Genomic DNA, 12,569 nt, shown 5'->3' with positions numbered 1-12,569 from the left:
TGCGGCGGGACCGAATCGTGCGGGACACCAAAGAGCACCCCGGGCTTCGTGGGATCAGACAGCGGCCGGACGCCTTCAGTGGGCGGTCCAGCCTCCGTCGACCGGCAGCACGGCGCCGGTGAGGTAGGAGGCCGCCGGACCGGCCAGCAGGACCGCCGCGCCGACGAGTTCGCCCGGGTCGGCCCAGCGCCTCATGGGGACCTGGTGGTCGAGGAACTCCCGCACGTGCGGGTCGTCCTCGACGCCCTCGTTCAGCGGGGTGCGGAAGGGTCCGGGGGCCAGGGCGTTGACGCAGACGCCGGTGCCCGCCAGCTCGACGGCGAGGCTGCGGGTGAGCTGGACGACCGCGCCCTTGCTGGCCGCGTAGCCCGCCCGGCCCGCGGCGCCGACGAGCCCGAGAGCGCTGGCCAGGGTGACGATGCGGCCGTACCCGGCCTCGCGCATCACCGGCACGGCGGCCTGGCAGGCCAGGAAGGTGCCGACGACGTTGACGTCGAGGCAGCGGCGCAGCGTGGCGGCGTCGAGGGTCTCCAGCTCGCCGCGGGCCTGGATCCCGGCGCTGGTCACCAGCACGTCCAGGCGGCCGTGCGCGGCGACGACGTCCCGCACGAGAGCCTGGACCGCGTCCTCGTCGGTGACGTCGCAGGCCATGCCCGAGGCGGCGACGCCGGTCGCGGCGGTGATCTCGGCCGCCGCCTCCCGGCACGCCGCCAACCGCCGGCCGGCCGGCACCACCGTGCAGCCGGCGGACGCCAGACCCTGCGCGATGGCCCGGCCGAGCCCCGCCGAGCCGCCCGTGACGATCGCCACCTGCCCGGCCAGGGGCGCCTCCGGACCGGCGGACCCCGCGTGCACGGCCCGGCCGGGAGCGGCCGTGTCTTCCTGGGACGTCATGTGGCTCCTCTTCGCAGAAAGCGTTCCGTTCGCGGAACATTAGCGCGAGCCGCCGGATGAACCGCGACCGGCTGCCGGCCCGCGACCGTCCATGATGACGCGGCCCGTGCACGAGCTCCTGCACCGGGCCTGACGTGCGGAAGGCCGCTTCCCGCGCGCTGCGCGGGAAGCGGCCGCCGGGCTTGGTGCTAGCTGCGGAAACGGCCCTCACGGGCGTAGATGCAGTCGAAGCAGGCCGGGTCGGCGTTCCAGTTGTCGTCGTAGGAGACGGCGCGGTGGCGCTTGATCGCGCCCTTCTTCACCACGGCCTGGTGGTGCGCCGGCGGCACGATGCCCTCGAAGTGCTTCACGAAGTTGCCGAGGGCGTTCCTGTAGTAGACCCGGTGCCGGGCCCAGAGGTTGCTCGTCGAGCTCGGCGGGGTGCAGTTGGCGATGTAGCTCTCGGTGATCTTCTGCTTGAAGCCGCCAAAGTCGAACGTGCTGTACGACTTGGCCGGCAGGCCGGGCATGCCGTCGTCGTGCCAGCCCGTCCAGCCGAAGATCGACCAGGTGCAGGACGCCGTGCCGGAGCGGACCGCGCTCGCCGGGGCGGTCAGGCCACCCGCCGTGACCGGCTCGCTGGTGATCCTGCGTCGCTGCAGCTCGGCGGGCAGGTCGGCGCCGTGGTCCTCGACGAGACGCCGGGGGACCGCGACGTCGGGCGGGGTGACCTCCAGATAGGTCTCCAGGAGGGTGTCCTCGTCGTCAAGGACGATGAGGGGGGCGCGGCCGATCGGGCCGGTCTGGACCATCCCGACCTCGTCGGACGGGACGCTGTCGGTGAAGGTCACCGACAGCCCGGTCGTGTAGTCGAGTTGAGCCAGGACGATCTCGCGGTCGGACTCCTCGGCGGCGGCAGGGGCCGCGGCCTTGGCCGTGGCCATGGCGGGCGAGGGGGCGAGGAGCATGGCGGCGGCGATGGCCGCCAGGAACGGGCTGAATCTCATGCGGGCCACGCTAGGAAACGATCTTTCAGTTGCCTTAAAGGCGAGCTCAACGCATGGTCATTCCGACCTACGTGGTCCCTGTCGCTGCCCGCGCCGGGGCGCGGAGGGCCGGGCGCTCCCGTCCTCCGCCCCCGATCCACTCCGGCGGCTCGCGGCCCTGCCGTCGGCAGGAGGGCTCGCAGGGCGTCCGCGAGCCGTTCCCGGGACGTCGGCCGTACCGGCTGCGAGAAACGTCCTGAAATCGACGGACGGAATGTCTCTATTGCCCGATTCCCTGAGCGCGGCAATTTTGCCAATTCGGGCTATGTCCGCAGTTCGCGGCTCAGCCGCCGGCCCCGGCCGGCGAGCGCCGGCCCCCCGCTGATCTACCACGACGTCCTGCGGCGTCATACCGCCGCCATGGCCCGGCAAAGATCTTCATCGCTACCTGAACGGCGAACCGGGACAAATAGCAGAGCTTCGCGACACCCGAAAATTCGCAATCTTTGTGGGACGCCATCCCGTCCACACGGCCGTACCCGTGAACGCTCCAAGTAAGTTGGTCGCTGCCCGCGAATCGGGGCGATTATCGGAATGGAGGCCAAAGATGAGCGAATTTTCGCGATAAGTAAGACAGCCATATCCACCCCCTGTTCGTGGATATCACGCTCTGAATTGATCGCCGTTGTTTTCCGCAGTGGAGCAGATATGGTCACACCCCTTCGGGAAGAGGAACCCTTCCCGCACCCCCCGTCCAAGGGCATGCTGCTGTCGCAGCGAGGCGCCTCCCGCCACGCCCCCGGCCGGCGGCGTCCGGTGACATGCTGGACCATCTGCTCCTTCGCCGACGCGAGCGTCGACGCCGCCGCGCTGGCCGCGCCCGTGCTCGACGCCGGGTACGGCGCGCTGCTCGCCGGCCTGGCGGCGGGGCTGCTCGTCCTGCTGAACCTGGCGGGCGGCACGTACCGGATCCGGCTGTCGCCGTCCGTGATGGACGGATGGATGTGGCGCGGCGGATGCGCCACCGCCATCACCGGCGCGCTGACCGTCGCCGCCCTCGACCATCAGACGACGCTGGCCGTCTGGACGGGCGAGTCGGCCCGGATCGTCGCCGTCTACCTCGGGCTGACGCTGGTGGGGCGGGGGCTGGTCTGCGCGGTGCTGCGCCAGGCCCGCCGCCGCGGCGCACGCGTGCCCACGCTGGTCGTCGGGTCAGGCGCGCACGCCAGGAACCTCGCGCTGACCCTGGTGCGGCACACCGAGTACGGCCTGCTGCCCGTCGGCGGCGCCTGCGACGTGCTGGGCCAGGCCCCGTACGAGCCGATCGTGGACGATCCGGAGACCCTGCTCACCATGGCCCGCCGGCACCGCGCCCGCGTGGTGGTCCTGGCCCCGCCGCCGGGCGGCGAGGAGCAGACCCACCGGCTCGCGCAACAGGCCCGACAGGCGGGGTACCCGGTGTACCTGGCGCCGCAACCCGGCGGCGTGCTGGTCGACTTCGTCCCCGACGGCGAGCACGTCCGGGGGTTCCCGATGCTGCGCATGCGGCCGTTGCCGCAGCGGCGCGCGTCCTGGCCGCTCAAGCGCGCCCTGGACGTCGTGCTGGCGACGGCCGGGCTGGTCGTCAGCGCTCCGGTGCTGGCCGCCTGCATGCTGCTGCTGCGCGGGCAAGGAGGACCCGGCGTGCTGTTCCGCCAGGTCCGGGTGGGGATGGCCGGGGCGCCCATCGAGATCATCAAGCTCCGCACGTTCGCCCCGCTGCGCGCCGGCGAGTCCGACACCCGCTGGAGCATCGACGACGACCCCCGCCTGACCCGCGCGGCCCGGCTGCTGCGCTCCTGCTCCGTGGACGAGCTGCCGCAGCTGTGGAACGTGCTGCGCGGCGACATGAGCCTGGTCGGCCCCCGGCCCGAGCGGCCGCACTTCGTGGAGCTGTTCTCCCGCGGCGACCACCACTACGGACGCCGCCACCGGTTGCCCGTCGGCCTCACCGGCTGGGCCCAGACGCACGGCCTGCGCGGCGACACCTCGATCGAGGACCGGGCGCGGCTGGACAACCACTACATCGACACCTGGTCCCTGCGCCGCGACATCAAGATCTTGATCCGGACGGTCGGTTGCCTGCTGTGGCCGGGACGATCGTGATCAGGGCGTTCCTGTCGTCCCTGTGCCGCCTGCCGGGCCGTCCCAGCGTGTGGGCCGCGCTGACCGTGATCGCCGTGTGCGTGCCCGCCGGACCGCAGGCCGCCGACGTCGTCCAGCCGCGGGTCGCCGATCTGATGTCGCTGGGGTTGCTGGTGTCCGTCGCGGTGAGTCTGGCGCGCGGCGGCGCGCGTCCGGGCCGGTGGGCCCTGCTCGCCGCGCCCGCGGCGCTCGCGGCGACGGCGGCCGCCCTCGCGGCGCCCGACTTCCTGTTGGCGTTGCCCGGCCTGGCCCGGTTCCTCCAGGTGTTCGTCCTGGTCCCCGTCGCGGTGACGGTGGCGGTGCGGCAGCGGTCCGACCTGCTGCTGGTGGGCGGAGCCGTCGCGGCCGTGGCGATCGTCCAGGCCGGGCTCGGCTGCTGGCAGGCGCTCACGGGCAGCGGCGCCTCCTACGCGGGCCTGCCCATCCGCGCGGTCGGCACGTTCGGCGCCGGCGAGGTCATGGCGCTGGCCAGCGTGGTCAGCTTCGGGCTGATCATCGCCCTGGCGGTCGCGCTCACCGGCGGACCGGCCCGGCGCGCCGCCGCCCTGGTCGCGGCGGCGGCGCTGTGCCCGCCGCTGGTCATGTCGCTCAGCCGCGGCACCTGGCTCGCGGTGGCCTGCGCCGTCGCGGTGATGCTCGTGCTGCGCGGCGCGCGGCTGGCCGCGCGGGCCGCCGTGGCCGCCGTGGCCGCCGCCGTGCTCCTGACGCTCCTGGTCGGGCCCGGCGGCGGGGTCATCGCCGAGCGCGTCGCCTCCATCACCTCCTCGGTGGACCAGCCCGACCGGTCGGTGGCCGACCGGTACCAGCTCTGGCAGGCGGCGGCCGGCATGTGGCGGGACCACCCGGTGACCGGCGTCGGCCCCAAGGGGTTCGCCGCCTGGCGGGACACCTACGCGCCGCTGGCCCTGTCCTCGGGCAGCGACGTCGAGGACCCGGCCGGCGGATACCGCCGCCAGCCGCTGCTGTCCCCGCACAACATGTACCTGCTGGTGCTCAGCGAGCAGGGGCTCCTCGGCCTGGCGGCGTTCGCGCTGCTCGTGGGCGGGGCCCTCGTGCGCGCCCTGACCCGGCCCGGCCGCTCCGGCCCGGCGGGGCTGGCCGCCGCGGGCTTCGTGACGTGGCTGGCGGTGGACTTCGCCTACGCCGACATCGGCGGAGCGACCAGCCTGGTCATGTCGGTCATGCTGGGCCTGGCGACGGGATGGACCGGCGCCGCCGCGTCCCCGTCGCGGCGGCCCGCGTGCTGAGCCGGGGCGCGGCCGACCTGCGCGCCGCGGCCCTCACCGCGATGCTCGTCGGCGCCGGCTCGGCGCTCGGCTACGTCCGCGACCTGCTGATGGCCGCGCTGTTCGGCGCCAACGCCGACACCGACGCCTTCCTGGTCGCCTGGACCGTGCCCGAGACCGCGGCGCCGCTGCTCATCGAGGGGGCGATGGCCCTGTGGCTGGTGCCGCTGTTCAGCACGGCGTCCGGGGCGCGGCAGCGGGCGGCGCTGGTGGAGCGGACGTTGCCCGCCCTGGCCGCCGCGCTCGCCGCCGTCGCCGTCTGCGCCGCGGCCGGCGCGCCCTGGCTGGTGGGGGCGCTGGCCCCCGGTCTGCCCCAGGGCGGGCTGGCCGTCCAGTGCTGGCGGATCTGCTGCGGCTGCATCCTGCCGTTCGCGCTGGCGGGGTACGCCAGCGCGGCCCTGCGGGCCCACCACGTCTTCGGCCCGCCCGCGGCCACCGGCCTGGCCTACAACCTGGCGCTCGTCGGCTGCCTGGCGATCTGGCACGACGCGCTCGGCGTGCGGGCCGCCGCGTGGGGCGTCGCCGCCGGCGCGGTCCTCATGGTGGCCATTCAGGCGCCGGCGTACCTGCGGCGGGTCGGCCTGCCCCGGCGGCTGCCCCGGCGCCTGGTGCTGCCGGTCGCCGCGCTGCTGCCCATCATCGCCTTCACGCTGCTGCGGCAGGGCCAGGTGCTGGTCGAGCGCGTGCTCGCCGCCGACCTGCCCGCGGGCGCGATCTCCCATCTCAACTACGCCCAGAAGATCGCCCAGGTGCCGATGGTGGTCTCGCTGATGCTGGCCACCGTCACCTATCCGCACCTGGCCCGCAGCATCGCCGCGGGCGACACCCGCGGGGCCTGGCGGCTGCTGGCCCGCGACCTGGCGACGGCGGCGGCCGTCACGGTCACCGCCGCCGCGCTGCTGGTCGCCTTCGCGCCCGCGATCGTGGGCGTGCTGCTGCACCGCGGCGCCTTCGACGACGCCGCCGCCACCGCCACCGAGCACGTCCTGCGGCTCTACGCGATCGGCCTGCTGGGCCACACCGTCGTGGGCGTGGTCTGCCGGGCCTACTTCTGCGCCGGAGGGTGGCGCGGGTTGTGGTACCCGGCCCTGGCGATGGCCGCCGGGCTGGCCCTCACCGCGGCGCTGGCCGTGGCGCTCGTCCCCGGCATGGCGCAGGGCGGCATCGCGCTGGCCAACGCCGCCGGGATCACCGTGACCGCCGCCCTCATGCTGGCCGGCCTCCAACGCCTCGGCCTGTCGCCGCTGCGGAGGGCCGTCACGACCGTCAGGGAAGGAGAGCGCGTATGAGCACGCGCACCGGCGCGCTGCCGCTCATCTGGATGTACCACTCCGTCGCCGAGCGCGGCGAGGACCCCTTCGACATCGTCGTCACCCCCGAGCGCTTCGCCACGCACATACGCTGGCTCGCCCGGCGCGGGCTGCGCGGCGTGTCGGTGCGCGAACTGCTGAACCATCCTGGCGACCGGCGCGGGCTCGTCGGGCTCACCTTCGACGACGGCTACGCCGACTTCGCCACCGACGTCGTCCCGGTGCTGGCCGGATACGGCTTCACCGCGACCGTGTACGTCGTCGCCGGCCGGATCGGCGGCCACAACGCCTGGGACCGCGGCGTCAGCCCCCGCCCCCTGATGGACGCCGGCACGCTGCGCCGGGTGGCCGCCGCCGGCATGGAGGTCGGCTCCCACACCCGCAGCCATCCCCACCTGCCGGCCGCCGGCCCCGGCGAGCTGGCCGACGAGCTCACCACGAGCAAGCTCCTGCTCCAGGACGTGCTCGGCGCCCCCGTCACCGGCTTCGCCTACCCCTACGGCGAGCTGACCGCCCGCGAGGTCGCCGCCGTCCGGCAGGCCGGCTACGAGCACGCCTGCGCCGTCCGCCCCGGCCGGCTCGCCGGGACGCACGCCCTGCCCCGCCGCTACGTCGGCGACCGCGACACCGCCGCCCGGCTGCTCGCCAAGACCGCCTGCCACCGGCTGCGCTGGGGGCGGCCCCGATGAAGGTCCTGCACGTCATCACCGGGCTGGCCGCCGGCGGGGCCGAGCAGCAACTGCGCACGCTCCTGCCGCACATGGACTGCGCCAGCGAGGTCGCCGTCCTGACCCGGCCCGGCGCCCTGGCCGACGCCATCCGGGCCGCCGGGACGCCCGTACGCGCCGTCGGCATGGGCGGCAACCGGGACCTGCGGGCGCTGCCCCGGCTCACCGCCCTCATGCGCACCGGCCGCTACCAGGTCGTGCACGCGCACCTGTACCGCGCCTGCGTCTACGCGCCGCCGGCCGCCCGGCTGGCCGCCGTGCCGGTCGTCGTCAGCACCGAGCACTCGGCGGGGGCCCGGCACATCGAGGGAAGGCCGGTCACGGCGCCCGTCCGCGCGTTGTACCGGGCGAGCGCCCGGCTGACGCACGCCGTCGTCGCCGTCTCGCCCACCGTGGCCGACCGGCTGCACGTTTGGGGCCTGCCGCCCTCGCGCGTCGTCACCATCCCCAACGGCGTGGACCTGGCCGCCTTCCGCCACGATCCGCGCGCCGCGGGCCAGGCCCGGCTGAGCCTGGGCATCCCGCCGGAGACGTTCGTCGTCGGCGGGGTCGGCCGCCTGGTGGCGGGCAAGAACTTCCACCTGCTGGTCGAGGCGCTGCCGCGGCTGGACGGCGCGGTGCTGCTGCTCGTCGGCGCCGGGCCGGAACAACCCCGGCTGCGCTCGCTGGCCGAGCGGCTCGGCGTCGGGCGGCGCGTCGTCTTCGCCGGGGAGAGCGTGCACGTGCCCGCCCTGCTGTCGGCCATGGACGTGCTGGCCGCCCCCTCGCAGGAGGAGACGTTCGGCCTGGCCGTCGTCGAGGCGCTCGCCGCCGGGCTGCCCGTGCTGTACGGCGCCTGCCCGGCGATCGACGACCTGCCCCCCGGGACGGTGCCCGGCGCCCGCCGGGTGCCGCCCCACCGGCTGGCCGCCGAGCTGGCCGCGCTCCGCGACGGACCGCGCACCCGCCTGCCGCCGCCCCCGGCCCTCGACCGCTACGACGTGCGCCGGCAAGCCCGGCGCCTGCACGACCTCTACGACCGCCTGCTCACCAGGCGCCACCAGGAAAGGCTGTCATGACTCACCCGGTCCAGCGCGCCGCCGGCGCGCTCCGCACCTGGTCCCTGCTCGCGCTCCCGCTGATCGGCATGGGGGCGGGGCTGGCGTACTCACTGACCCAGGAGCCCGTCTACACCGCCGACGCCTACGCGGTCGTCAGCTCGGTACGGCAGGGCGTGCCCACCCAGGAAGCCGAATTCGCGCAGGCCTACGCCAGGGTGACCGTCCACCCCGGCCTGCTCGCCGGGACCGGCGACGCCTACCTGGCCGACGGCGAGCTGCTGCGGACCACGCTGCAGGCGTCGGCCTCGCCGGACGCGCCGCTGATCCGGCTGGCCGCCCTCGCCGGCACCCCTGACGAGGCCGCCCGGCGGGCCAACAGCGCCACGGCCGCGCTCACCGCCTACGCCAACCGGCACAGCGCCGACACCGGCGTCCGGCTGTCCAGCTTCGCTCCCGCCGTGCCGCCCGCCACGCCCAGTTCGCCGCGGCCCCTGCTCGCCACCGCCGTCAGCACGGCCGGCGGCCTGCTGCTGGCCGCCCTGATCTGGCTGGCCGCCCCCGCCGGGCCACGGCAGGACGACCGGCGGGACGACCGGCAGGTCCCGCCCGCGCGCCGGCCGGCCGAGACGGCGTCGGCATGACCACCGCGATCCGCCAGGCCCCGGACCTGGCCACCGAGGTCGTGACCGGCGCGGAACGCCTGCACGCCCTGGCGGGGGAGTGGGCCGGCCTGCACGACCGCTCCCCGGCGGCGACGCCGTTCCAGTCGCACGCCTGGCTGTCGTCCTGGTGGGAGACCTACGGCGAGGCCCCGGGCCTGAACGTGGTCCTGCTGCGCCGGCGGAGACGGCTGGTCGCCGCGGCCCCCGTCATGACCGTCCGCCGCGCGGGGCTGCGCGTCCTGCGGCCGCTCGGCGGCGACCAGTCCGACTACACGGACGTGCTGATCGAGGACGGCGACCCCGACCTGCCGGCGGCGCTCGGCCGGGCCCTGGCCGAGCTGCCCGGATGGGACGTGCTCGACCTGCCGGAGGTGCGCCCGGGGGCCGACGCCGAACGGCTCGCGGCGGCCTGGCCGGGCCGCTCCTGGCGGCTGCCCGCCTCGACCTGCGTCGAACTGCCCGGCGTCCCCCTCCACGAGCTGCTCGCCGGGCTGCCCGGCAGGAACGGCACCAAGCTGCGCCGCGAGCTCAGACGCGTGGACGACGCCCCGATCGAGGTCCGGGACGTGCCGGCCGACGAGGCCGAGCACGCCGTCGCGCGCCTGCTCGACCTGCACGCCCTCCAGTGGCAGGGCCGCGGCATCAACGTCGAGCACACCAGGCCGCGCTTCCACGCCCACCTGGCCCGGGCCGCCCGGCGGCTGCTGGCCGACCGGCAGGCCAAGCTGACCGAATACCACCTGGACGGCCGGGTCGTCGCGGTGGACCTGCTGGTCGTGGGCAAGGACTTCGTCGGCGGCTACCTCTACGGCACCCATCCCGACCTGCGCGGCCAGGTGGACGTCGTGACCATGCTGCTGCGCACCGACCTCGGGCTCGCGCACCGGCTGGGCCGGCCGACGATGTCGCTGCTGCGCGGGGCCGAGTCCCACAAGACCAAGTGGGGCGGCCGGCCGGCGGTCAGCAACCGGCTCCTGCTGGCCAGGACGCCGGCCGCGACGCTCTACGCCCTCGCCGCCCGCGCCCGGGTGCGCGGCCGGGCGCTCCGGGGCCGCTGCGCGGCGCTCGACCGGGTCCTGCGCAGGCCGCGATGACGACCTTCACCCCGCGCGTGCTGCACGTCACCCAGCCCACCGAGGGCGGCGTCGCGGCCTGCGTCGAGAGCGCCTGCGCCGACCAGCGCCGCCGGGGCTGGACGGTCGCCGTCGCCGCGCCGCCGCGCGGACCGCTCCGCGAGCGGCTGGCCGCCCTCGGGCTGCCGCATCTGCCCTGGCCCGCCGTACGGGCGCCGCATCCGGCCGATCTGGCCGCCGCCGTCGCCCTCGGTCGCATCGTGCGCCGGTTCCGTCCTGACGTGGTGCATCTGCACTCCTCCAAGGCCGGGCTGGTCGGCCGGATCGTGTTGCGTGGCCGCGTGCCGACGCTGTTCCAGCCGCACGGCTGGTCCTGGCTGGCCGGCCGGGGCACGCTCGCCGCCGCGGCCGCCTCCTGGGAACGGGCCGCCACCCGGTGGACGCATCTCGTGCTCTGCGTCGGCCAGGGGGAGCACCGGCAGGCCGGGGACGCGGGCGTGGGCGGCCCGCTGGCCGTCGTCCGCAACGGCGTGGACCTGGCCCGGTTCCGTCCCGTCACACCGGACGAGCGCGTCGCCGCCCGCCGGGGCCTCGGACTGTCCCCGCACGCGCCGCTGGTCGTCTGCGTCGGCCGGATCACCCGCCAGAAGGGCCAGGACCTGCTGGTGGAGTCCTGGCGGCAGGTCGCGGCCCAGGTGCCGGACGCCTGCCTGGCGCTCGTCGGCGACGGGGACGACTTCGCCCGCCTGCGCCGCGAAGCGCCGCCCGGCGTCCTCATGCCGGGGGCCAGCGCCGATCCGCGGTCCTGGTACGCCGCCGCCGACCTGGTCGTGCTGCCCTCCCGCTGGGAAGGGCTGCCGCTGACCGTGCTGGAGGCCATGGCCAGCGGGCGGTCCGTGGTGGCGGCCGCCGTCCCCGGCCTCACGGAGGTGGTCACCCCGGCCACCGGAGCGCTCGTCGAGCCGCAGGACCCGCGGGCGCTGGCCGCGGCGATCGTGGCCCGGCTGGCCGATCCGGCCGTGCGGCGCGCGGAGGAACGGGCGGCGCCGTCGCGGGCGGCCGAGTTCGACCTCGGCGTCACCCTCGACCGGCTGGCGGCGCACACGCTGCGCCTGGCCCGGCCGGGTCAGGCCGCGGCCGGTGCCGCCGCGGGCGCGTCGGTGACGGCCGGGCGGGGCTGAGGCGCCGGCGACCCGCTCCCGCTCGGCTCAGGGGAGGGGGCGGGCGCGGGCGGGGACGTCGGGGCGGGTGACGTGGCGGGCGGGGTGGTCGGCGGCGCCGACGGACCGCGCCGGAAGGCGGGGTCGCGCATGAGCTGCCGGAACACCCGCGACGACCGCGGGTTGGCCGGGCACTGCCAGACGCCGTGCGGGCAGTAGTCCACGATCGAGTGGTAGGCCACGTCGTGCCGGGCGATCCAGTCGAGCATGTCGCGCACGAACTCCGGCCGGTCCCCGTACCGGAACAGCCCCCACTCGGGGAAGGAGATCGGCTTGCGGTGCGCGGCGGCGAAGTCGGCCTGCGCCTCCAGCCCGTACGGCTGGTCGACGTAGTCGGCGAACCGGTGGCCGGGGCCCTGGTCGTAGCTGTCCATGCCGATGATGTCCACCACGTCGTCGCCGGGGTAGCACTCGGTCCAGCCGATGGCGTCCGGGCCTCGGTTGGGGCTGAAGTCGAAGCGGAACCGCTGTCCGGGCACCGCCCGCATCACCGCGACGATCCGCCGCCAGTACGCCTGCCACGCCGGCGGGTCGGCCGAGCAGCGGCTGGAGTAGGTCAGGCCGTTCATCTCCCAGCCCGGGACGATCACCGTGTCCGGCGCGCGCCCGGCCACCAGCGTCCGGGCCAGCCGGTCGAAGTACGGGTCGAACGCGCCGTCCGCGCCGGCGTTCAGCAGCACCGACACCGCCTCGTCCGGCAGGCCGCCCTCGTTCGGCATGACCATCGGCACGTTGAGCACGAGCATGCGCCCCGGCTTGGCCGCCCGCCACCGCATCCACGGCTGCAGGACGAAGTCCGGCCCGCCGAGCGCGTTCCACGCCTCGCCCGGCACGTACGTCCGCCCCACCCGGACCTCCGCCCCCAGCCACGACTCGAACGCGCCCAGCAGGTGCGGCCCGCGCCAGTCGGAGGCGAGGAACACCCCGAACGGCACGGACGACAGGTCGGCGCGGGCGGCGGCGGACGGCTCCTTGGCGCGCTTCGCGCTCAGCGCCGGTGGGACCACCGCGGCGATCACGGCCAGCAGCGCGCAGACCCATGCCAACCTCACGGTCATCGCCCGCCCCCTCCCTTACAGGGTGTATCAGGTCACGTACCCGGAGAGAGAACGATGGTGATCAAGCCACTGCAAAGTGATCGCCGCGGATGCCGGGGCCGCACGTCGCCGGGGGGCCGTTAAGCATTGGAGGGCGGCGGCCGGCGACG

At 75.6% G+C, this 12,569-nt stretch carries 11 protein-coding genes; 8 read left to right on the top strand and 3 right to left on the bottom strand.

The window, feature by feature from the left end:
- Positions 1-75: 75 nt before the first annotated feature.
- Entirely contained in the window at positions 76-894 is an 819-nt protein-coding gene (locus tag ACWEJ6_RS06480) for an SDR family NAD(P)-dependent oxidoreductase (protein WP_452421795.1), read from the bottom strand.
- A gap of 188 nt (positions 895-1,082) precedes the next feature.
- A complete protein-coding gene (locus ACWEJ6_RS06475) occupies positions 1,083-1,880 on the bottom strand; it encodes a hypothetical protein (RefSeq protein WP_452421793.1) in 798 nt (265 codons plus the stop codon).
- A gap of 687 nt (positions 1,881-2,567) precedes the next feature.
- Here ACWEJ6_RS06475 and ACWEJ6_RS06470 point away from each other — a divergent pair.
- The 8 genes from ACWEJ6_RS06470 to ACWEJ6_RS06435 are packed head-to-tail and all read left to right on the top strand — an operon-like array spanning position 2,568 to position 11,323.
- A complete protein-coding gene (locus ACWEJ6_RS06470; protein WP_452421791.1) occupies positions 2,568-4,004 on the top strand; it encodes an exopolysaccharide biosynthesis polyprenyl glycosylphosphotransferase in 1,437 nt (478 codons plus the stop codon).
- A complete protein-coding gene (locus ACWEJ6_RS06465; RefSeq protein WP_452421789.1) occupies positions 3,986-5,290 on the top strand; it encodes an O-antigen ligase family protein in 1,305 nt (434 codons plus the stop codon). The genes ACWEJ6_RS06470 and ACWEJ6_RS06465 overlap by 19 nt, the downstream gene beginning before the upstream one ends.
- Entirely contained in the window at positions 5,245-6,618 is a 1,374-nt protein-coding gene (murJ, locus tag ACWEJ6_RS06460) for a murein biosynthesis integral membrane protein MurJ (RefSeq protein WP_452421787.1), read from the top strand. The genes ACWEJ6_RS06465 and murJ overlap by 46 nt, the downstream gene beginning before the upstream one ends.
- Positions 6,615-7,328 (top strand): polysaccharide deacetylase family protein, encoded by a 714-nt coding sequence (locus tag ACWEJ6_RS06455; protein WP_452421785.1) that lies wholly within the window; start codon positions 6,615-6,617, stop codon positions 7,326-7,328. The genes murJ and ACWEJ6_RS06455 overlap by 4 nt, the downstream gene beginning before the upstream one ends.
- Positions 7,325-8,425: a glycosyltransferase gene (locus tag ACWEJ6_RS06450; protein WP_452421783.1), complete on the top strand. Its 1,101-nt coding sequence runs from the start codon at positions 7,325-7,327 to the stop codon at positions 8,423-8,425. The genes ACWEJ6_RS06455 and ACWEJ6_RS06450 overlap by 4 nt, the downstream gene beginning before the upstream one ends.
- Positions 8,422-9,048: a YveK family protein gene (locus ACWEJ6_RS06445; protein WP_387674649.1), complete on the top strand. Its 627-nt coding sequence runs from the start codon at positions 8,422-8,424 to the stop codon at positions 9,046-9,048. Before ACWEJ6_RS06450 ends, ACWEJ6_RS06445 begins: the two co-directional genes overlap by 4 nt.
- Positions 9,045-10,163: a GNAT family N-acetyltransferase gene (locus ACWEJ6_RS06440; protein WP_452421781.1), complete on the top strand. Its 1,119-nt coding sequence runs from the start codon at positions 9,045-9,047 to the stop codon at positions 10,161-10,163. Before ACWEJ6_RS06445 ends, ACWEJ6_RS06440 begins: the two co-directional genes overlap by 4 nt.
- Complete coding sequence (locus tag ACWEJ6_RS06435) at positions 10,160-11,323, top strand: glycosyltransferase (protein WP_452421779.1); 1,164 nt, start codon at positions 10,160-10,162, stop codon at positions 11,321-11,323. The genes ACWEJ6_RS06440 and ACWEJ6_RS06435 overlap by 4 nt, the downstream gene beginning before the upstream one ends.
- On the opposite strand, the gene ACWEJ6_RS06430 is transcribed toward ACWEJ6_RS06435, so the two are convergent.
- A complete protein-coding gene (locus tag ACWEJ6_RS06430; RefSeq protein ID WP_387674657.1) occupies positions 11,269-12,420 on the bottom strand; it encodes a glycoside hydrolase family 26 protein in 1,152 nt (383 codons plus the stop codon). The two genes, ACWEJ6_RS06435 and ACWEJ6_RS06430, sit on opposite strands and share 55 nt — an antisense overlap.
- Positions 12,421-12,569: the final 149 nt, after the last annotated feature.

This window comes from Nonomuraea sp. NPDC004702, assembly GCF_053601695.1.
This window is presented reverse-complemented; position numbering and strand designations above follow the sequence as displayed.

Excerpts from the sequence above, each read along its gene's own strand:
- ACWEJ6_RS06480 (WP_452421795.1), bottom strand. The coding sequence starts at position 894 with ATGACGTCCCAGGAAGACACGGCCGCTCCCGGCCGGGCCGTGCACGCG.
- ACWEJ6_RS06475 (WP_452421793.1), bottom strand. The coding sequence starts at position 1,880 with ATGAGATTCAGCCCGTTCCTGGCGGCCATCGCCGCCGCCATGCTCCTC.
- ACWEJ6_RS06470 (WP_452421791.1), top strand. The coding sequence starts at position 2,568 with ATGGTCACACCCCTTCGGGAAGAGGAACCCTTCCCGCACCCCCCGTCC.
- murJ (WP_452421787.1), top strand. The coding sequence starts at position 5,245 with ATGGACCGGCGCCGCCGCGTCCCCGTCGCGGCGGCCCGCGTGCTGAGC.
- ACWEJ6_RS06455 (WP_452421785.1), top strand. The coding sequence starts at position 6,615 with ATGAGCACGCGCACCGGCGCGCTGCCGCTCATCTGGATGTACCACTCC.
- ACWEJ6_RS06450 (WP_452421783.1), top strand. The coding sequence starts at position 7,325 with ATGAAGGTCCTGCACGTCATCACCGGGCTGGCCGCCGGCGGGGCCGAG.
- ACWEJ6_RS06445 (WP_387674649.1), top strand. The coding sequence starts at position 8,422 with ATGACTCACCCGGTCCAGCGCGCCGCCGGCGCGCTCCGCACCTGGTCC.
- ACWEJ6_RS06440 (WP_452421781.1), top strand. The coding sequence starts at position 9,045 with ATGACCACCGCGATCCGCCAGGCCCCGGACCTGGCCACCGAGGTCGTG.
- ACWEJ6_RS06435 (WP_452421779.1), top strand. The coding sequence starts at position 10,160 with ATGACGACCTTCACCCCGCGCGTGCTGCACGTCACCCAGCCCACCGAG.
- ACWEJ6_RS06430 (WP_387674657.1), bottom strand. The coding sequence starts at position 12,420 with ATGACCGTGAGGTTGGCATGGGTCTGCGCGCTGCTGGCCGTGATCGCC.